Source organism: Candidatus Nitrosopumilus sp., from assembly GCF_965223225.1.
Taxonomy (GTDB): domain Archaea; phylum Thermoproteota; class Nitrososphaeria; order Nitrososphaerales; family Nitrosopumilaceae; genus Nitrosopumilus.
The window spans coordinates 1,728,868-1,749,217 of record NZ_CBDCVU010000004.1 but is presented as its reverse complement, the minus strand read 5'-3'; the positions used below and the strand labels follow the sequence as shown (position 1 = coordinate 1,749,217).

The 20,350-nt window shown below is 33.8% G+C and carries 21 protein-coding genes, 2 tRNA genes and 1 other RNA gene; 14 read left to right on the top strand and 10 right to left on the bottom strand.

Features of this window, described 5'->3' with window-relative positions; genetic code table 11:
• Positions 1 to 106: 106 nt before the first annotated feature.
• Genes ACOQN3_RS11035 through ACOQN3_RS11025 form a run of 3 tightly spaced genes read left to right on the top strand, consistent with a single transcriptional unit; the run spans position 107 to position 1,545 of the window.
• Positions 107 to 874, top strand: coding sequence for a TrmB family transcriptional regulator (locus tag ACOQN3_RS11035; protein WP_420546495.1), 768 nt, complete (start codon positions 107 to 109; stop codon positions 872 to 874).
• A gap of 3 nt (positions 875 to 877) precedes the next feature.
• The gene (locus ACOQN3_RS11030; protein WP_420546494.1) at positions 878 to 1,330 is read left to right on the top strand and encodes a metal-dependent transcriptional regulator; all 453 of its coding nucleotides are present in this window, start codon (positions 878 to 880) and stop codon (positions 1,328 to 1,330) included.
• A gap of 50 nt (positions 1,331 to 1,380) precedes the next feature.
• A complete protein-coding gene (locus ACOQN3_RS11025; RefSeq protein WP_420546493.1) occupies positions 1,381 to 1,545 on the top strand; it encodes a hypothetical protein in 165 nt (54 codons plus the stop codon).
• A 1-nt stretch (position 1,546) separates the two neighbouring features.
• On the opposite strand, the gene ACOQN3_RS11020 is transcribed toward ACOQN3_RS11025, so the two are convergent.
• Positions 1,547 to 1,966 (bottom strand): secondary thiamine-phosphate synthase enzyme YjbQ, encoded by a 420-nt coding sequence (locus ACOQN3_RS11020; protein ID WP_420546492.1) that lies wholly within the window; start codon positions 1,964 to 1,966, stop codon positions 1,547 to 1,549.
• A gap of 172 nt (positions 1,967 to 2,138) precedes the next feature.
• Here ACOQN3_RS11020 and ACOQN3_RS11015 point away from each other — a divergent pair, with 172 nt between their 5' ends.
• A complete protein-coding gene (locus ACOQN3_RS11015) occupies positions 2,139 to 2,555 on the top strand; it encodes a hypothetical protein (RefSeq protein ID WP_420546491.1) in 417 nt (138 codons plus the stop codon).
• Between the two features lie 8 nt (positions 2,556 to 2,563).
• Entirely contained in the window at positions 2,564 to 3,640 is a 1,077-nt protein-coding gene (locus tag ACOQN3_RS11010; protein ID WP_420546490.1) for a pelota family protein, read from the top strand.
• On the opposite strand, the gene cutA is transcribed toward ACOQN3_RS11010, so the two are convergent.
• On the bottom strand, positions 3,637 to 3,948 hold the full coding sequence (cutA, locus tag ACOQN3_RS11005) for a divalent-cation tolerance protein CutA (RefSeq protein WP_420546489.1): 312 nt from the start codon (positions 3,946 to 3,948) through the stop codon (positions 3,637 to 3,639). The genes ACOQN3_RS11010 and cutA overlap by 4 nt on opposite strands.
• 44 nt (positions 3,949 to 3,992) lie before the next feature.
• On the opposite strand from cutA, the gene ACOQN3_RS11000 reads away from it, so the two are divergent.
• The 4 genes from ACOQN3_RS11000 to ACOQN3_RS10985 all read left to right on the top strand — a co-directional run bounded on the left by ACOQN3_RS11000 (position 3,993) and on the right by ACOQN3_RS10985 (position 6,828).
• The gene (locus tag ACOQN3_RS11000; RefSeq protein ID WP_420546488.1) at positions 3,993 to 5,189 is read left to right on the top strand and encodes a site-2 protease family protein; all 1,197 of its coding nucleotides are present in this window, start codon (positions 3,993 to 3,995) and stop codon (positions 5,187 to 5,189) included.
• A 17-nt stretch (positions 5,190 to 5,206) separates the two neighbouring features.
• Positions 5,207 to 6,124 (top strand): TIGR00269 family protein, encoded by a 918-nt coding sequence (locus ACOQN3_RS10995; protein WP_420546487.1) that lies wholly within the window; start codon positions 5,207 to 5,209, stop codon positions 6,122 to 6,124.
• A gap of 34 nt (positions 6,125 to 6,158) precedes the next feature.
• Positions 6,159 to 6,470: signal recognition particle sRNA (gene ffs / locus ACOQN3_RS10990), an RNA gene on the top strand.
• Positions 6,471 to 6,504: 34 nt separating this feature from the next.
• Complete coding sequence (locus tag ACOQN3_RS10985) at positions 6,505 to 6,828, top strand: hypothetical protein (protein ID WP_420546486.1); 324 nt, start codon at positions 6,505 to 6,507, stop codon at positions 6,826 to 6,828.
• Here ACOQN3_RS10985 and ACOQN3_RS10980 read toward each other — a convergent pair.
• Both ACOQN3_RS10980 and ACOQN3_RS10975 read right to left on the bottom strand, forming a co-directional pair.
• Positions 6,825 to 7,103, bottom strand: a complete 279-nt coding sequence (locus ACOQN3_RS10980) for an acylphosphatase (RefSeq protein ID WP_420546485.1) — start codon at positions 7,101 to 7,103, stop codon at positions 6,825 to 6,827. The genes ACOQN3_RS10985 and ACOQN3_RS10980 overlap by 4 nt on opposite strands.
• A 48-nt stretch (positions 7,104 to 7,151) precedes the next feature.
• A complete protein-coding gene (locus ACOQN3_RS10975) occupies positions 7,152 to 7,886 on the bottom strand; it encodes a 50S ribosomal protein L2 (RefSeq protein WP_420546484.1) in 735 nt (244 codons plus the stop codon).
• A 104-nt stretch (positions 7,887 to 7,990) separates the two neighbouring features.
• Between ACOQN3_RS10975 and ACOQN3_RS10970 the strand changes: the two genes are divergently transcribed.
• From ACOQN3_RS10970 to gatE, 3 genes are read left to right on the top strand one after another with little or no spacing between them, the layout of a single operon-like run.
• A complete protein-coding gene (locus ACOQN3_RS10970; RefSeq protein WP_420546483.1) occupies positions 7,991 to 10,177 on the top strand; it encodes a CDC48 family AAA ATPase in 2,187 nt (728 codons plus the stop codon).
• Between the two features lie 32 nt (positions 10,178 to 10,209).
• A complete protein-coding gene (gatD, locus tag ACOQN3_RS10965) occupies positions 10,210 to 11,529 on the top strand; it encodes a Glu-tRNA(Gln) amidotransferase subunit GatD (protein WP_420546482.1) in 1,320 nt (439 codons plus the stop codon).
• 13 nt (positions 11,530 to 11,542) lie between these two features.
• A complete protein-coding gene (gatE, locus tag ACOQN3_RS10960; RefSeq protein WP_420546481.1) occupies positions 11,543 to 13,441 on the top strand; it encodes a Glu-tRNA(Gln) amidotransferase subunit GatE in 1,899 nt (632 codons plus the stop codon).
• 9 nt (positions 13,442 to 13,450) lie between these two features.
• Here gatE and ACOQN3_RS10955 read toward each other — a convergent pair.
• From ACOQN3_RS10955 to ACOQN3_RS10930, 6 genes are all read right to left on the bottom strand, one after another.
• Positions 13,451 to 13,535, bottom strand: a tRNA-Leu gene (locus ACOQN3_RS10955).
• 235 nt (positions 13,536 to 13,770) lie between these two features.
• Positions 13,771 to 14,304: a 5' nucleotidase, NT5C type gene (locus tag ACOQN3_RS10950; protein WP_420546480.1), complete on the bottom strand. Its 534-nt coding sequence runs from the start codon at positions 14,302 to 14,304 to the stop codon at positions 13,771 to 13,773.
• 7 nt (positions 14,305 to 14,311) lie between these two features.
• Positions 14,312 to 15,391 (bottom strand): molecular chaperone DnaJ, encoded by a 1,080-nt coding sequence (gene dnaJ, locus ACOQN3_RS10945; protein ID WP_420546479.1) that lies wholly within the window; start codon positions 15,389 to 15,391, stop codon positions 14,312 to 14,314.
• A gap of 48 nt (positions 15,392 to 15,439) precedes the next feature.
• Positions 15,440 to 17,338 carry a molecular chaperone DnaK gene (dnaK, locus tag ACOQN3_RS10940; protein WP_420546478.1) on the bottom strand — a complete coding sequence of 633 codons (1,899 nt, stop codon included), beginning with the start codon at positions 17,336 to 17,338 and terminating at the stop codon, positions 15,440 to 15,442.
• A gap of 9 nt (positions 17,339 to 17,347) precedes the next feature.
• Positions 17,348 to 17,908 (bottom strand): nucleotide exchange factor GrpE, encoded by a 561-nt coding sequence (locus ACOQN3_RS10935; protein WP_420546477.1) that lies wholly within the window; start codon positions 17,906 to 17,908, stop codon positions 17,348 to 17,350.
• Positions 17,909 to 17,943: 35 nt separating this feature from the next.
• On the bottom strand, positions 17,944 to 19,080 hold the full coding sequence (locus tag ACOQN3_RS10930) for a hypothetical protein (RefSeq protein ID WP_420546476.1): 1,137 nt from the start codon (positions 19,078 to 19,080) through the stop codon (positions 17,944 to 17,946).
• A 63-nt stretch (positions 19,081 to 19,143) separates the two neighbouring features.
• On the opposite strand from ACOQN3_RS10930, the gene ACOQN3_RS10925 reads away from it, so the two are divergent.
• Positions 19,144 to 20,172, top strand: a complete 1,029-nt coding sequence (locus ACOQN3_RS10925) for a DUF354 domain-containing protein (protein WP_420546475.1) — start codon at positions 19,144 to 19,146, stop codon at positions 20,170 to 20,172.
• A 71-nt stretch (positions 20,173 to 20,243) separates the two neighbouring features.
• Positions 20,244 to 20,316, top strand: a tRNA-Gln gene (locus tag ACOQN3_RS10920).
• The last annotated feature ends 34 nt before the right edge of the window (positions 20,317 to 20,350 follow it).

The window sequence follows — 20,350 nt, the reverse complement described above, 5'->3', positions numbered from 1 at the left end:
GGCATTTTTCAGAAATACTATATAATGCATTTCATACTTGCCCCCGTGTGGAATTTAGGAAGTACGTGTGCCTGGTTTAAATATTAAATCTGATCGATTAGATCGCATGAGCATATCAGATAAGACAAGAAAGGCATTAGAAAAAATTGGATTAACAAGTTATGAGATTAGAACATTTTCTTCTCTCTTAAAATCAGGGGAATTAACAGCGTCGGATCTTAGTCAAAAATCAGGAGTTCCATATTCAAAAATTTATGAAGTGTTAGGAACTTTAGAAGAGAAAGGATGGATTGGATCAGATGATTCAAGACCAACAAAATATTTTGCAAAGTCACCATCAACTGGAATAGAAACTACAAAACAAAAGATGGAAGTTGACTTTTCAAAAAATCAGAGCATTATACTCAATGAGTTAGTTCCGCTGTATGAAAAAAGTGGAACAAGTGAAAGGCCAGACATTTGGGTACTTTCAGGTGCAATAAACATAGCAGCAAAGATTTTGGAGATGGTAGAGACCTGTAGGAATGAAGTAATGATTGCACTACCTGAAGCTGGAGAAGAACTTGTCAGACAAGCGTTACCAAAATTAAGATCGTTACATGATAAAGGAGTGGATATCACAATACTTACTTCAGATAAAATGGATAAAGAATCTATCAAGGCAATTAAAAGAGTTGCAACTGTAAAAATAAAAAAAGGATTGTTTGGAGGAGGTATAATTTCAGACAAAAGATATGTTGTAATATTATTAGGTCCAGAAATAGGAGGTAAAAATTCGTCTGAGGTGGTTGCAATTTGGGCAGATCATGCAGGGTTGGCCGGATTTGCAAGGCAATATTTTGAATACTTATTAAAAGATTCAAGGAAGGTTTAGGATATGGATGCACTAAATGATGAAGAGATTCTTTTTGTTGGAACTGCAGAAGCAGAACATGTTGAGATGTATCTAAAAGCTATATGGCATATCAAGGAAAGAGGGGAAGATGTCAAAATTAGCACCATAGCAAAAATGCTCAATGTTAGACAACCCAGTGTTGTTCAAATGTTAAAGAAATTGAATGCTCAAAGTTTGGTTACCTACAATAAAGCAGGAGTAAAACTAACAGAAGAAGGAGAGAAGATCGGTGCAAGTATGATGCGTAATAGCAGATTACTGGAAGTTTTAATGGATAGTGCATTAAAGGTTGCAATTGATGAGGAAATGGTATGTGGGATAGAACATCATATGAACAAACAATTTACAGATGCTTTGTGCACAATGCTAAATCATCCCAGAAAATGTCCCCATGATCATGAGATTCCCGCTGGTGAATGTTGTAAAACAGGGTAACAGAAGTCTACATCCTAAAAGATATATCATATTGAAAAGTGGAAGTAGATATGGCATGTTTTTGTGGATGTGAAACTTATAGTAAAGACACAGATGGGTTCAAGATAGCATGTACAAAATGCGGACATGGCCCTCAAAATCATGATGAAGAATTCAGGGCAGCTGCAAGAAAGAATGAATCACAAAGCCAGAAACGTGATGCAGATTTTGGATAAGTTATTCTCCAATAATTTTTACTAAAACTCGTTTTGGTCTTTTTCCATCAAATTCTCCATAGAAAATTTGCTCCCAAGGACCAAAGTCCAATTCACTATTAGTAATAGCTACCACGACTTCTCTTCCCATGATTTGTCGTTTTAGGTGAGCATCAGCATTGTCTTCACCTGTGTTATTGTGATCATATTGATCGATAGGAGAATGCGGTGCCAAGTTCTCCAACCACTTTTCATAATCTTGATGAAGACCTGGTTCGTTATCATTAATGAAAACACTTGCTGTAATATGCATCGCGTTGACAAGACAGATACCTTCTTGAATTTGGCTTTTTTTAACCAATTTTCTTATGTCAGGTGTGATATTCACAAATGCTCTACGAGTTTTAGTTTGAAACGTAAGATATTCAGTAAGAGAAATCATATATTTTTAAAAAGAAAATGTTCAATTAATATCATTAGACAGGCTCAGAACTCAAGATCCTCATCATCAATCAAAGGGATATGTTCATCATTACCTGTAGGCATATTCTAAACAGATGACTTTTGAGTCTTTCAAGAAGCTTGATAAATGGCGAATAGTTTAGTCATTCAAAATGGTTTCAATTGATACACCTGCATCATTGGAAAGTTTTAGGAGATTTATCATTTCAAGTACGTGTAAATCATATGCGCCTAGAAGTTATTTGGATGATTTTGAAGTATTTGCAGAAAGAGAAGATAGTTTAGGATCAATTTACGTAGAGGCAGCCGACAAAGTTACATTAAAAAAAATCAGAGACATTACATTTGTAAATGCAAGAGATGTTCTTGGCATAATCTATAATTCAAAAAGTGGCAACACCTCACTAAAATGGCGTCAATTAAGACGAAATAATGGAAAAGTTAGTGGAGAAGCATCAGCAAATTCTCTGACAAATTTGGCAGAAGCTGGAGTTCTCACCTTGGATTGGGTTGAAAATTATCTCAAGAAAAAATCTGAAGAAACAAAAATCAATGAAGAATCAAGCTAACTCTTCATTTGGCAGTTGTTGTTGAATATAGAATGATTACAAAAACTATTGATGACAATTCAATTTCAATTATTCCAGAAGATTCTGACGATCTTTTGAATCTACGCAGAATTCTAAAGATAAATGATCAAATAGTTGGAGACACAACAAGGGTTTTAAAAAAAGATAAGGACTTTACAAGACCAGACAAAGGAGAAAGAATTAAGGTAAGAATCAGATTAGCATTAGGGAAAATTTCACTTGACGATGTATTAGACAAGTTACGGATAGGCGGAACAATTCTGGAGTCAAACAACGAATCTGTTCCACATGGTTCTCATCATTCCTTAATTTTGAACATTGGAGATAGCATAACAATTTCTAAAAAAAAATGGCTGCCAATTGAAAAAAATCTAATTAAATCAAGTAATAATAAACAAGGTTTTATTCTTGTTGCAATTGATACTGCAGACTGTGGAATTGCAAGATTAAAAGGAACGCATCTAGAGTTCATGCCAAATATTTATTCAGGTTCAGGTGGAAAAAGATACAAAACGAATTTTAAAATAGAAAAATTCTTTGTTGAAGTGCAACATGGCTTGTTGTCAATAATCAAAGAAAAAGATATGATTATTATTTTTGGTCCAGGTGAAACAAAAAAAAGATTTGCAAATTTTATTCAAAAGTCTCAAAACATATCAAATTCAAAATTGCAAGTTATTGAAGGAATTGATTCAGGAGGTGAAGATGGGATTTACACCTTTACAAAATCAGAAATAATGAAGGAAATAATGACAGATAGTAAATTAGCCAAAGTATCTGAAATAATAGACGAGGTTATGATACTTGCAAATAAAACTAGTAAGAAATTCACTATGGGTTTTGACGATACATTTGCTGCAAATCAGATGGGTGCAATTGATTCTATTGTATTTTCGGATAAATTAATTCAAGAATATGATGAACAGAAGATAATTGATTTTTTAAATGATGTTGAAAGTAAAGGCGTAAAAAGCTACAGTGTAGATTCGTCAACAGATATCGGCCTTAGAGTTACGGGTTTGGGAGGTATAGTTTCTTTACTAAGATATGCAGTTGAAATTTAATTGGTGGACTGTACCATCCAATTCAGATATTCCTTATTGATAGAAGTTACATCAATTTCTGCTATTTCAGGAACTTCATATGGATGAGAATCTTTAATTTTTTGTTGTAAGAGTTTTTTATTTTTTGGAACTGTTTTAAAAATAGCCAAATATTCAGATGCATTTTCAATTTTTTTATTCCAAGAATAAATAGAGGAAATTTTTGAAATATTTACGCATGCTACCAATTTTGTTTCTACAAAATCATTGGCTATTTTTGTAATTGACTTTTTATCAGGATAAGTAGAGACAAGAACAATCGGTTTCATAGTAACCGATAAATGTACGTACTTTAAAAAAATTAGCAATTAGTTTGGAACTTGATTTTATTACCCAAAATTCGATAATCTATGTCTTAATTGCTTGGGTAGTTGTTGTAATAGTTGCAAAAGGACTCCGACTAGAGAGATTTGGTTTTGAAATTAAAGCATATAGTCTTGTATACAAGAATAAACAAGTAAATTCTGTTCTTCTAAAAATTTTAGGGCGAACAAAAAGAGGAATTAGGGTTTTTGCAGATGTCAGTGTGATTTCAGGTTTCATAATGATGGGATTTGCATTTTGGTTTTTGATAAATAATATTACAAACTTTTTTGTCGTGCCAACTGAATTCTCAGAGTTAACTGTCCTTATCCCAGGTGTAACATTGACTTCCTCGTCATCTATTACATATTTTTTACTATCAATTCCAGTTGTGCTTGTCATTCATGAAGGAGCACATGGTATTGTTGCTGCATTAGAAAAAATTAAGATCAAAACAGGAGGTTTTGCAATTTTTATTGCAATGTTTGCAGGATTTGTTGAACCAGACGAAGAAGAATTCACCAAGGCAAAAAAGATTTCAAAATTGAGAGTAATTGGAGCTGGTGCCACATCAAATGTAATTTTTGCACTTGTACTTGGAGTTATTTTGTTAACAAATCCCTTTTTCGCAATGGTATTACCAGAACCACTTTTGAGTACCTTTTATGATTTGCCAGAGGGAGTTTTAGTACTTTCAATAATTGAAAATTCTGGAGCTGAAAAGGCTGGAATGTTAGCAAATGATATCATTACATCAATTAATGGAATACCGATTCTGAGTCCCGTTGATTTTCCTAGTCTGAGTCCTGGAGAAACAGCAAGTGTGGATGTAATCAGAGACAATCAGGAATTAGAATTTGATGTAGAAATAACTCCAGCGCCTGATGATCCTGAAAGAGGATTAATAGGAATTATACGAGACAATACATTTGCATACAAACCTGTTCTAAATTTTATTGAATGGAACGATCCAAACGTATCGATGTTTTTATTGTGGTTGTGGATGATTTCGTTTTTCATTGGAATAATTAACATGCTTCCTTTACCAATTTTGGATGGTGGAAAATTTATTCATACTATTATTGATAAAAAAATCTCAGAAAAATCGCTAAACGGAGTAATGTGGGGAATTTATGCATTCACGTTTGCTTTATTTGGGTTAAATATTGCATTATCATATGTTAAATCAGGATGGTTTACAATATAGAAATCATCTAAAGAATCATGAACTGTACAAGATGTAAAAATAACTTAGCAGCATATACAAGAAAATATTCAGGAGAACAGCTATGTTCAGAATGTTTCTCAAATTCTATTGTACGAAAAACTGCTAAAACAATTTCTAAATACAATATGATTAAGAATAATGAATTAGTAGCAGTAGCTGTATCTGGAGGTAAAGATTCCCTAGCTTTACTAAAAATTATTCATGAGATGTCGTTAACACATAACTTTAGAGTAAAGGCAATCACAATCGATGAAGGAATTCCAGGATATAGAAATGAGGCATTACATATCGTTGAAAAATTCTGTAACGAGTTAAAAATAGAATACAAAGTTTATGCTTACAAAGATCTATTTTCATTAACATTAGATGAAGCGTTGGAGATTAGAGAGAATCAAAAAACATCATCTTGTTCAATTTGTGGAACATTAAGAAGGCGTGCAATTGACTATGCTGCAAAAGATATTGGTGCAGATGTGATTGCAACAGGACACAATCTTGATGACACATTACAGACTTTTGTGATTAACATGTTATCAGGAGATACTAATAAAATTGGATGGACTCATCCGGATACGTCAGGTAATTCTTTAAGAAAAATAAAACCATTTTGTGAAATATACGAATCAGAAATTGTGTTTTATGCCTTTACAAATGATATTCCTTTTCAATCAGAACCATGTCCTCACATGAATGAAGGTATAAGAACAGAAATTCGTGAATTTCTAAATTCTTTGGAAAATCAACATAGTGGCATTAAAAATAATTTTTATCAATCAATACTCAAAATATCAGACATCGTAAAAAGCTCCAATACAAAAGAAAAGAGGATTTGTTCAAAGTGTGGAAATCAATGTACAGGTACAACATGTTCTGTTTGCAATATGATTTTAAAACTGAAAGAAGAACAAACCTAATGCAAATATAACATACTTTCATTAAAGAAATTGGTAGTAGGTAGGATCGGGGTGCCAGCCGTGCCCCATTCTGAAACCGGCTATATGCAGAGATCAGTAACTGTTGGGTAAATCTCTAGAGGAGTAATTCCCGCTTGGTGTGCGGAAATGAAATCACGCCGAGGCGGGTGGTTGCAGGGCTAGAATTATTCGAAGGAATAACGTCTAAGACCGAACCATCGAAAGGGATGAGGTCCGGGAGGGAGCAATCCTAAGGTGGAGCATCCACGCTTCCTCGTCAACGTGGCGGATCTTGTATGCCTTGAAATGGGGCTATTCGTCTAGACTGGAACCAGCAGAGCTGCTACCTTTATTATAAAACTCAATTATACTGTAAGAGAATGATTAGATTTGGAAATAAAAGAAACTTTGAAGATTTTAAACCACAAATTCCCAATCAGGTACTGCCACTTTTTGACTCAATCAAAAAATTTTGTCTGGAATTAGGAGATAATGTGATAGAAGATGTAAGAATGCATAGAATCGTTTATTGTAAGTCTATGACATTTAGATGGTTTTTAGATGTAGAACCAGAAGAGGAAGGTCTAATTCTCAAGATTCAGAAAGATCGAAAAGATATGAAAAAAATAATCCATGTAAAAAAAGATGAAGAGATTACTGAATATACCAAAATTATCAAAGAAGCTTTTGATTTAATCCATTAATACAAAACATCAAATTTTACAAATTCTCCTGTAAAATTTTCATTTCGAATTTCTACATCTTCGACTCTAGCATTGGCAGGTCCTCTGTGAGCCCACTCTATGACTCTGCTAACTTTTTCTTCATTTCCTTCCAAAATCGCTTCTACACGACCATCATCAAGATTTCTGACCCAACCAAAGACGTTATTTTTTTTAGCAGTTACTTTCAGAGCTTGACGAAAAAAAACACCTTGTACCTTACCTGTAACAAAAATTTTGATTCGTCTGTCTGTCATTTAACTACTGTTTGATAGAGTTACTAATCAATTTTAAGTTAGATTAACTCACTTTCTTTCTTTGATTCTAGCTCTACCAGTCTTTCTTGCAGCAATAGAACCAACTTTTGCACCTGGTGGAGCATCTCTAGATACAGTTGAGCTTTGTCCAACATGTTGATGACGACCACCACCATGAGGGTGAACATAAGCTGCTTGAGCAACACCTCTAACAATTGGGTATTTCTTTCCTTTAGCTTTAAAGTTTCTCCATTTGCCACCTGCGCTCATGAATGGTCTTTCACTAGCTCCGCCTCCAGCTAATGTTCCAATCATAGCTCGATTTTTTGGATTAAGAGTGGTAAATTTGCCAGATGGTAGTTTTACTGTAACACCTTCATCTCCATGAGAGAAAATAGTAGCATCAGTACCGGCAGATTTGACAATAGCACCTCCATCGCCAAAGTGTTTTTCAATATTACAAACAATTGTACCATCTGGAATATTTTGTACACTAATGACATTTCCCTTTTCAATTTTTGATTTTAGACCAAATTGCATTGTTGTGCCAACCTTGGTGCCAAGTACGGCAGGAATAAATGAAATTGAACCATCTTCAAATCTTATTTTTGCCAGTGGAGCGTCTCTACCACGCTCATGAATTAAATCAATAACAAGACCCTCATGTTGTTCTGAGAGTGGAAAACGAGGATAATTTGCTTTGGAGCCTACTTTTCCAGTAGAAGTAGATCTAAATTGGAATCCTCCACGGCCACGTCTTCTAACTAATGGTCTTTTACCCAAGTTGATCGTTTCCTACGCACAGAGGATTTTAAGCTTGTGATTACTGAGTACCATTTGAATAAATTACCACAAAGATATAAAAATTAGACAGAGGGCTTTTCTGTATGAGTCAAAATGCTCTTTCGCTTAAGGTTCTAGAAGCATATACTAGAGATGTTGGAAGGGGAGTAGCAAGAATTGATTATGATTCAATGGATACGCTTAGTGCCTCTACAGGAGATGTAATCGAAATTAAAGGAAAACGAAGAACAGTAGCAAAATGTCTTCCACTTTACCCATCCGATGAAGGAAAGGGGATAATCAGAATTGATGGACTTGGACGAAATAATTCGGGTATCGCAATAGGAGATACTATTTCAGTCAGGAAGATAAAAGCAGTGGCGGCCGAAAAAGTTGTAGTTGCTCCGCTAGAAGCAATTCCTCCAATTGATGAGAGATACCTTGCTGATGCTTTGGAAAGTGTTCCTCTAATTAAGGGAGATAATGTGATGGTACCTTATTTTGGAGGTCGTTTGACATTTCAGGTTATTGGAGTAACTCCTGCAGCTGATGCAGTTTTAGTTACACAAAAAACAGTATTTCACATTGCTGAAAAAGGTGAAACATTACGTGGGGTTCCACAAGTTACTTATGAAGACATTGGAGGATTAACAGATGAAATTAAGAAAGTTAGAGAAATGATAGAGCTTCCGTTAAGACATCCGGAAATTTTTGAAAAATTAGGGATTGAAGCTCCAAAAGGTGTTTTGTTGTATGGTCCACCAGGTACCGGAAAAACGCTATTAGCAAAAGCTGTTGCAAATGAAAGTAACGCTCATTTTATTAGTATTTCAGGACCGGAAATTATGAGTAAGTTTTATGGAGAGAGTGAAGCTAGATTAAGAGAAATTTTTAAAGAAGCTCGAGAAAAAGCTCCATCAATAATATTTGTAGATGAAATTGACTCCATTGCTCCAAAACGAGAAGAAGTAACTGGAGAGGTTGAACGTAGAGTAGTGTCACAAATGTTATCCTTAATGGATGGTTTAGAAGCAAGAGGTAAAGTGATTGTTATTTCTGCAACAAATAGGCCAAATGCAATTGATCCAGCACTTAGAAGACCAGGTAGGTTTGACAGAGAAATTGAAATTAAAGTTCCAGATAAAAAAGGACGAAAAGACATCCTTGCAATTCATAGTAGAAACATGCCCTTATCTGATGATGTTAATGTAGATAAAATTTCATCAGTAAGCCACGGATACGTTGGCGCAGATCTAGAATATCTTTGTAAAGAAGCTGCAATGAAATGTTTGCGAAGACTGCTACCAATACTTAACTTGGAAGAAGAGAAAATTCCTCCTGAAACATTAGATAAATTAGTTGTAAATCATGAAGACTTTACAAAAGCTTTGATTGAGGTAACTCCTTCTGGAATGAGAGAAGTTTTCATTGAAAATCCAGATGTAAAATGGAATGAAGTAGGAGGTTTAGAGGATGTTAAGAGAGAGCTCCAAGAGGCTGTAGAATGGCCTATGAAATACCCAGGATTATATGATAAATTAGGACACAATATGCCCAGAGGAATTTTGCTTCATGGACCTAGCGGTACAGGTAAAACGTTACTAGCAAAAGCAGTGGCAACTCAGAGTGAAGCAAATTTTGTTTCTGTGAGAGGTCCAGAATTACTTTCAAAATGGGTAGGCGAATCAGAGCGAGGAATAAGAGAAATTTTCAAGAGAGCTCGTCAATCAGCTCCATGTGTAGTATTTTTCGATGAAATTGATTCTATCGCTCCTATAAGGGGAGCTGGGGGTGAAACTGCAGTGACCGAAAGGGTTGTGAGTCAACTTTTGACAGAATTAGATGGAATGGAAAATATGCATGGAGTTGTGGTTCTAGCTGCAACAAATAGGGCAGACATGATTGATCCGGCTTTACTAAGACCAGGTAGATTTGATAAAATAATTCAAATTCCATTACCAGATAAAGAAAGTAGAAAGAGTATACTGAAAATTAATGCAGCAAAGATACCAACGGTCAACGAAGAAAATGATCCTCAACGTGTTGATTTCGATAAAATTGCAGATTTGACAGATGGATTAAGTGGAGCTGATACTGCTTCTATTGCCAACACAGCAGTATCATTAGTTATTCATGAATTTCTTGATTCACATCCAGACGTTAAAGATGTGGAAAAGAGTAGTATTGATGCAAAAGTAACAATGAAACATTTCGAAGAAGCCGTAAAGAAAGTTAGGGAACAAAAAGACCTAAAGATGGGCGAAAAATTAGTAGCATCCTATTACAGGTAGTTTTAATAAAATAACAAATCTAGAGTTCATAAATGTCTGAACTTGCCGGATATAAGGGACGTTCTTTAAAACTTCTAGAAGATTTCCATGTAAAAGTTGGAGACACAGTACAAATTACTACGAAAGGAGACAGTGCTGCATTTTCTGATAATTATGCCGGGATAATAATGCCAAGATATGAAAACGCTGATGACAAACATGTCGTTTTGAAAGTAGATAGCGGGTACAATATTGCAATAGAGTTAGGCAGAATTGATAAGATTTCAGCAATGGAACAAAAACCAACTAAAAATGAAAAGTCAGAGCAGAAAATAAAAGCAGATTCAAAATTACCCAAGTTATTACTTCTATCAACCGGAGGCACCATTGCAAGCAAGATTGATTATAGAACAGGTGCTGTAACTCCAACACTGACTGCTGAAGAATTAAACAATTCAATCCCTGAGCTAGCAGAAATTGCAAACATAGAGACAGAAGTATTATTTTCAGAATATTCTGAAAATATCATGCCAAATCATTGGTTAGAAATTGCAAACAAAATTAAAAATGTAATTCAAGAAGATAATGGATATCACGGAATCATAGTGGCTCATGGAACTGATACAATGCATTATACATCATCATTTCTGTCTTTTTCACTAGCAGGATGTCCAATCCCTATTGCATTGGTGGGATCACAGAGATCATCAGACCGTGCATCATCAGATGCTGCACTAAACCTGATTGGAGCAACAGAGTTTTTGGTAAAATGTAAGACAAATGGAATCTATGTAGTAATGCATCAAGATGAAAATGACGAAGTAATTGCATGTCATCTAGGAACAAGAGTGAGAAAAAACCACACTAGCAAGAGAGGAGCATTCCAAACAATTGGAGGCGATCCTGCGTTTCTAATTATAAACAATCAGATTCACAATAATAAAAAAACAGACTTTTTTTCGAATAACAAGTTTGAACCAAAAATAGCATTAGATGAAAAAGTTGCATTAGTAAAATATTATCCTGGATTTGATCCTGAAATCCTTCAAAATTATATTCAAAAAGAATACAAAGCAATAATTTTTGAAGGTACAGGTTTAGGACACGTAGGTAAGAACATGTATTCTATAATAAAATCAGCTAATGAGAAAGACATCTTTATTGGCATGACTTCCCAGTGCATTGATGGAAGAGTTAGTATGACGGTATATGAGAGTGGAAGGGATTTGTTAAATCTTGGAATAATTCCTCTTGAAGATATGATACCTGAAGTTGCACTAACAAAAGCAATGTGGGCAGCAGGAAATAGTAAAAATTCTCAAGAAATAAAAAAAATTATGCTAAATAAAATAGCTTCGGAAATATCCAAATAGTCACGTGAAGAAGATGGAAAAGTTTTCTATAGACAAATTAGGAGTTTTGATTGGATTAGAAATTCATCAACAACTTGCAACAAATAAAAAATTATTTTGTAATTGCACTCCAATTGAATCAGATGAATATCCAATAAAATTTCACAGAAAGCTTAGAGCTTCAAAAAGTGAATTGGGAGAATTTGATCCAGCTGCAAAGTTTGAAAATACAAAATCAAAGACTATAATGTATTATGCTAATCCTCAAAGCAGTTGCATGGTGGAACAAGATGAAGAACCACCACATGAATTAGATAAAGATGCCTTAGAAACTGCACTCATCATCGCATCTACATTAAATTCAAGAATTTTTAGTGAAGTTTATCCTATGAGAAAAACAGTCATTGATGGTTCAAACACTACCGGATTTCAGCGAACTATGTTAATCTCTGATGGTGGCTTTTTTGAAGTAAAGGGAAAGAGAATAGGAATACAATCAATTTGTTTAGAAGAAGATGCAGCGAAAATTTTAGGAGAAAAAGATTCTGTTAAGAAATATAGTTTAGAAAGATTAGGAGTACCACTAGTAGAAATTGCAACTGAACCATTTCAAGTAGATTTGAGCCAAGTAAAAGAGATTGCACTATCTCTAGGGAGAATTTTACGAAGTACTAGAAAGGTCAAACGAGGTTTAGGATCAATAAGGCAAGATGTCAACATATCAATCGAAGGTGGAAAAGTTGTGATAGAAGTAAAAGGAGTTCAGCAGTTAGATCAATTAGAAAAAGTCGTGGAATATGAAGCAAAAAGACAACATGGGTTGTTAGAGATATCTGAGAAGATAAAAAATAGCAATTGGGATCAAAACACGTCAAAAAAAGAAGATATTACACACTTGTTTTCAAAATGTAATTCAAAAATTATTCAAAATGCATTAAAAAAAGAAAATGAAATTTATGCAATATCCTTTCAAAACATGTCAAATATTTTTGGATATTCCCCACATGAAGACATAAGATTAGGAAAAGAAATTGCAGAGTTAGTTAGGTTTTTTGGAATTGGCGGTGTTTTTCATTCTGATGAACTTCCAAATTATGGAATAGAAGAACAAGATGTAAAGAAAGTAAGAGAAGAATTGGCACTAAGTAATAACGATGCATTTTTGATTTTAGCAAGTCCTAAGGATAAAACACAAATAGTAATAGAGCAAATAATCTCAAGAGTAGACCATATCAAAGAAAAAGGAATTCCAAGAGATACTCGTTTAGCAACACCAGATGGCAAAACAAAATTTTTGAGACCAAGGCCAGGATCAGCTAGAATGTATCCAGAAACAGATGTTCCACCAATTATCATTTCAAATAAGGAATTGGAAGAATTACGAGGAAAAATTCCAAAATCATTGGATGAATCAATTTTAGATTTACAAAAAAAATACAATCTCAATAATCAACTTTCTGTTCAAATTTTTGATTCAGAATATGGGGACTTGTTTGAAAAAATAGTTGAAAATACCAAAGTCAATCCCACCTTTGTTGCATCAGTACTTTGTTCTTCTATTACTAGTTTAGAGAGAAAAGGATTGGATTCAAAATTATTGAAAAATGAAGAGATTTTGAAGATGTTTGAAATGTTAGAATCTGAAAAAATTGCAAAAGAATCCATTGAAATAATTTTGGAAGAAATAATGTCTGGAAAATCACATACACTTGCAGATGCAATAAAAAATTCAGGAATCGAAACAACTAGTATTGCAGATGTTGAACGAATAATTGAAACAATTGTGGAAAAAAATCAACACATAGTTAACAAACAAAAAGAAAGAGCAATAGGACCATTAATGGGGATTGCAATGAAAGAATTACGAGGAAAAGCCTCTGGTGAGAGCATAAACAAAATTTTACTGCAAGCAATTAAGAAAAAAATGCAATAAAATAATTAATGCGGGAAATGGGATTTGAACCCACGAACTCCTAGAAGATAAGGATCTGAACCTTACGCCGTTGACCAGGCTGGGCGATTCCCGCACTGAGGATTTTTGAGATCTAGAATAAGTTTCTTTATTATAATATGAATAAGTGATAGCTAATGGAAATGGAAATGCAATTCAGAGAAGTTTATTGTTTAAACTGTAAAAAAATTCTCGGTCGTTATAATATTAAATTTTATAGTAATGATAAGATTAATGAATTATTGAATACAACCCACGTAACTCATGTAAGAAGTGGTCATCAAGTAAAAATTAGAAAATATGTAAAGAAATTATCCTAATTTATCTACCACGTCAGAAAGAGTAGAAATTCTGTAAAAACGATTGTCTACAAGATTTTGATTCCAAGGTTGGGAATATAGAAATATTTTTTTATTTTTTTGAATTAATTTTAATGCATTTAATGGAGAGTCGTCAATAAAAATATCATAATTCAAATTTGCTTTCATAGGTCCATCAATTACTGATACGTAATTGTCGTATGTTATATTCTGAACATTCAACCATTCTTTTACAAAATGATCAGTAGATTTTTCTCTGGCAGTTACAATATCAACTTGCCCAATCTCTGCAAGATTTTTTGTTACATTCTTGAGATTCTTTTCTGTAGGCGGTATTGAATTCCAATTTTTCCAACACAAACTAAGTTCTTTATAAAAATCATATCTATCTATCTTGTATTTTTTCCAGAAATCCCAACTAGTAATATGAGATTTTTGAATTTTAAATCGAATTGAGTTATTATAATTTAACCAGGATTGAATAACATCTGCCAGCACACCATCGACATCTAATGCAATTCTCATTGTTTATTCAATTATCTTCATTTTGGAATTCTTCCAAAAGTTTTTTTTGATGTTTGTTGATGTTTTTTGGAATATTGACAACGATCCTAACATATTGATCTCCCCTACCTCTAGAATTGATGTATGGAACTCCTTTCCCCTTAAGTTTTATTATCGTATTTGGCTGGCTGCCAGCGTCAACTTTTATTTTTTCGGACCCTTCTAATGTTGGAACAACTAGTTTGCATCCTAATGTTGCATCAACCATAGATACATCTTGGTCGTAGAAGATATCTTTTCCATCTCGTTTAAAATTGGAATGAGGTTGAACCCTAATCCTAACAATCAAGTCACCATTTTCCCCATCTGGTACTTCATTTCCTTCTCCTGGCACGGTATAATCTCCAGAATCAATCCCAGGTGGAATTCCAAAAGTAACTTTTTTGGTACCATTTTTCTTACCTTGTCCTTTACAGATTGTGCAAGGAGTTTCAATTACATGTCCCTGACCACTACAAGAAGAACAGGGAGCAGCAGTTACAAATGATGCAAACCCCATATTTCGAGTTTGTTTAACTTGACCTTGTCCATTGCAGGCGTTACAGATTTTCTTTTGAGTTCCAGGTTTGCATCCAGTCCCATCACATGTATCACATTGAACCTGTTTTTGTAAAGTAATATCCATATTTTTTCCATTCAGTACATCTTCTAATGTTACGGAAGTTTCATAGAGAATATCAGAACCTCTTTGTCTGGCAAATCCTCCACCTCGTCCACCAAAAATGGATTCAAAAATTGATTCAAAGCCACCTCCACCACTTCCAAAAATATCACTAAAATTACCACGTGCACCTTGAAAAATATCTTCGCTACTATATCTTCCATCTACTCCAGCGTGTCCATGTTGGTCGTAAACTTGACGCTTAGAAGGGTCTGAAAGAACAGCATATGCTTCAGAGATTTCTTTGAAATGTTCAGCTGCTTCAGATGATTTATTACGATCAGGATGGAACTTTAATGCTAATTTCCTATATTGTTTTTTTATTTCATCGGGAGAAGAAGATTTTGAAACACCCAATACTTCATAATAATCACGTTTTGCAGACATTGATTCTTTCCCTTATTTCAATAACCGTATAAGTAATCGATTTTGAAGCTAATTAGATTTCGTTTCATTAGATGATGATGAGTTAGTAGACTGTTCGTTATTATCTGCACCTTGTTGTCCTTCTGCACCTTGTTGTCCTTCTGCACCTTGTTGTCCTTCTGCACCTTGTTGTCCTTCTGCACCAGGTGGAGGTGCAGCATTTTTGTATAATTCAGTTGTTATCTCACCAACAATGGATTGTAGAGTTTCCAATTTTGGTTTTAGTTCATCAGGTTCTTTATCCAGTACTTCTTTTACTTCTTTTACAGCATCAGTAATTTTGATTCCCTGTTCTTGAGATATTTTATCCTTAAGATCATGATTAACTAATTTTTCAGTTGTGTAGATATAACTTTCAGCTTCATTTTTAAGATCGATTTTTTCTTTTTTCTTTTTATCTTCATCAGAGAATTTTTCTGCATCTTCTTTCAATTTTTCAATTTCATCTTTAGATAATTTAGAGCTGGATTCTATAGTAATTTTTGCTTCTTTCTGAGTTCCAAGATCCTTTGCAGTGACATTAATTATTCCATTTGCATCAATATCAAATTTTACTTCAATCTGTGGAACGCCTCTAGGTGCCGGTGGCAAATCAGTTAGGTTAAAACTTCCTAGCGAAACATTATCGGTTGCCATAGGTCGTTCACCTTGAACAACATGTATCGTTACGGCCGTTTGATTATCAGCTGCGGTTGTGAAAACTTTGCTCTTAGATGTCGGAATTGTTGTATTACGTTCAATTAAAGGTTCTCTAACCCCACCCAAGGTTTCAATTCCAAGGGTTAGGGGAGTAACGTCAAGTAGTACTATGTCACTAGCAACATCACCTGCAATAATTCCTGCTTGAATCGCAGCTCCCATGGCAACAGCTTCCATAGGATCAACTCCAGATTCTGATTCTTTTCCAATAACTTCACTTACAAACTTTTTTACCAAAGGAATTCTGGTTGGTCCGCCAACCATGACAATCTTGTTAATATCAGAATTTGAAAGCTTTGCATCTTCAAGAGCCTTGACGATAGAGGGTCTACAGCGCTCCACAATAGGAGTAATCAATTCATCTAGTTTTGCTCTAGTGATTCTTAATTCAAGGTTTTTAGCTCCAGTTGATGCGTCATGAGCAATAAATGGTAAATTAACATCAGTCTCCATTACTGTTGATAACTCAATTTTTGCTTTTTCTGCAGCCTCCCGTATTCTAGTCATTGCCGTAGTATCAGATGAAAGGTCAATTCCTTCTTTTTTCTTGAATTCATCATTGATGTAATCGATGAGAACTTTGTCCATATCGGTACCTCCTAGTTGAGTATCACCTGAAGTGCTCATGACTTCAAAAACTCCTCCGCCCATTTCCATGATTGTCACATCTAACGTACCTCCACCAAAATCAAAGACAAGTATTTTCATATCTTCTTTTGATTTATCCAATCCAAAAGCTAAAGAAGCAGCAGTTGGTTCGTTGATAATTCTAACAACGTCTAGACCAGCAATTGTTCCTGCATCTTTGGTCGCCTGACGCTGATTATCATCAAAGTAAGCAGGTACAGTAATTACAGCTTTTTCAACAGTTTCACCTACGAATGCTTCAGCATCTTTTTTGATTTTTTGAAGAATAAATGCTGAAATTTGTTGAGGTTTGTATTCTTTGTCTTGAATTTTGAAGACATGATCGCTTCCCATTTTTCTTTTTGCAGCCACAATTGTGTTGTCAGGATTTGTTACTGCTTGTCTTCTTGCTGGTTCACCAACAAGCAGATCACCTTCTTTTGAAAAGGCCACAACCGATGGAAATGCCTTTCCTCCTACTGTAGCACCTTCTGCTGCCGGAATAATCGTTGGTTTACCACCCATCATAACTGCTGCCGCAGAGTTGCTTGTTCCTAAATCAATCCCAATTACTTTTGCCATTTTTTATCATCACTTTTTTGAAATTTCTACTAATGTTGGTCTTATAACCCTCTCATGAGAAATATATCCTTTCCTGATCTCTTTTGTGATTGTATTTTCATCCAAATCAGGATCACTAACAACAGAAATTGCTTCATGAAAATTTGGATTAAAAATCTCACCCAAGGCATCAATTGGTTTTACATGATATTTTGTAAGCAACGAATCCATATTTTTTAGAATAGACTCTAATCCTGTGGTATCGATTTTGCTTTGAGAAAATACTTCTTTTGCCCTGACAAAATCATCATAAATTTTTAAAAAATCTAGCATAAATTCATCAATCTTACTATTTACCCCATTTTCAATATCAGATTGTGTTTTTCTACTTAGGTTTTGAAAATCAGCCAAAACATGTTTTAATTTTTCTTCATATTCTGTAACTTTCTTTTGTTCTAATTCTAACAAAGTCAACACATCATCAATATTTTTTTCTGAAGTTTTAGTTGATTGGGTTGAATCTTCTGTATCGTTTTTATTTTCTGATATTATATTAACAGAAATTTCATCATTGTTTGTTTCAGTTGACAACTTAAACAGAATAGCAATTGAGCTAATTTATAGTCTTATTGAATTGTTTCACACAAGGGATTAGCTTTTACGATTATAAGATCAGAATTTTTTTCGGTTTTCTTTAGATTTTCATAGTCAGATTTGGAACATGCAACAACAATTGTGGTCTTGTCACTATGAAATAGATCAAAATTTGGGTCTTCATATGCTTCAACATCGCCTATATAATCACGAAGTTTTGAAGTTAAATTTTGAAGCATTTCAATTTTATCACCACGCATTGTATGTTGATCTAAAGTCCAAGACAGTGCGATTTTCGTTCTGCTAGCTTTTAGATCATTTTTCTTTAAAGTAGATCTAATTTCATCAATTAAACGTTTGATGTATCCATCAATTCCTTTTACACTTCCATTGATTAGATACATCAATGTATTAGTACCCTCAAATGAAGAACCCAAAGATTTCAAATCAAGTAATCCACCAGTCATATTATCAAGAAAGACTTCATGAATACTATCTGAAGATAAATCATTTTTTGTAATATCATCTTGAGCAAACTTACACACTTCTAAAATGCTACATAGACTCGAAAATCGAGATAAAACATCAATAGCGTGAAAATGTTCAGATGATGAAATAGCAACAAATTTTTTATTTTTTTTATCTACAGTAAGTAAGTCAGATAAAACTGGATCATCTTTTCCATTAAAGGAGCCTACAACTTTTGGAGGAGGGTTTAGATTATCCAAAGGGTAGTAAAAATAGGAAATTTGTTTTCCAACCTCTAATCCAGTTAAATGTTCTAATAACGATATATTTTCATTGTTGCCACCAAATCCAACTGGAAGAGTAAAAACAACTGAACTATTTTTTTTTAACGATGTTACTGCATCTTTGAATTTAGAATGAATTTCAGTTTTTACGTCTTGTCCTGTTTTTCGTATTCTAGGTGTAAAAAAGAGATATTGAGCTTTAGAGATTGCAGTATCAATTGGTTCCATGGCCAATAATGGCTCATCTTCTTTTAGAGATGAAACATTTGGATAAGTCTTGGCTATTTCTGATTTAAGCAAAATGGCAGAAGGGGTAGATTCATCAATAATGTAAACTGTAGCACCTTTGATTGCCATTTGTGAGGCAATAGAATATCCTTCTGTGCTTAATCCGTACACTACTACATTGGTACTCATTACAATTACGACATTATTAGACTAAGAAAAACTTATTGAACTTGCAATAATTACTGAAATTACTTGAAAATTTGGATAGATGTTCTTACACCAAAGCAATTATTGTTTGCTGAACCTCTAATTAAAAAATTAAAGAAGAATAATGACCTATTGTGTACATCAAGGAAGTATAATGAAGTCACAAAACTGACAAAAATACGTAACTTGGACCTTATTTTTGTAGGAAAGCATGGAGGTAGTGAAAAAGAGTCTAAACTAAGATTTAGTATCAATAGAATGAATAAATTATTAACAAAAATTACGAAATTTGAACCCGACATAACAATTAGTTTTTGTTCTCCTGAGGCGGCTAGAGTTTCATTTGGATTGGGGATAAAACACATTGCTTTTTGTGATTCGCCACATGCTGATGCCGTGATGAGATTAACTCTTCCATTGATTCAAAAATTACTAATTCCTAATGCAATACCAAAAAAAGAATTTACAAAATATGGAATAGAACAAGAAAAAATTATTCCTTACAATGCGATAGATGCATTTGTCACTATTCAGAGAAGATACACAAACAACACAAAATTACCATTTGAAAATAATCAAAGAAAAAATATTTTGATTAGGATAGAGGAAGAGGAGGCATCATATGCATCAAAATCAAAAATAATCATTCCAATTATCAAAAAAATTATCAAAGATCATAAAAACGAGAATATCGTAGTTCTTGGAAGATACAAAAAACAAATTCAGGATTTAAAGGAACAGACAAATAGAGAAATTAAGATCGTAGAAATGTCATTTGATGGAAAATATTTGCTAAAAAATACTGATATTTTTATTGGATCAGGCGGAACAATGACTGCAGAGGCAGCATTAATGGGAATTCCAACAATATCATACAATGCAGTTCCTAACATAATTGAGAAGTTTTTAGTGAAAAAAACATTAGTTAAAAGAGAAATAGATCCCAAAAAGATTTCTAGATATATTACCAAAATTTTTCAATCAACAAATGACGAACGTCAGATTAGAGCAAAAGAAGTCATACAAGAAATGGAAGACCCAATAGAGAAATTAATCAAAATAATAAAAGAATAATTTTCATTTTAATAATTAACCAAATACAATAAAAAGTTCATTAAGGGAAAAAAACTGCCCGAAATAGTAGCAGCCCGGTAGTGTAGCGGTCAAGCATAGGGGCCTTTGGAGCCCTTGACCCCAGTTCGAGTCTGGGCCGGGCTACTATATTTTAAAATTAAAAATCAATATAGTGTAG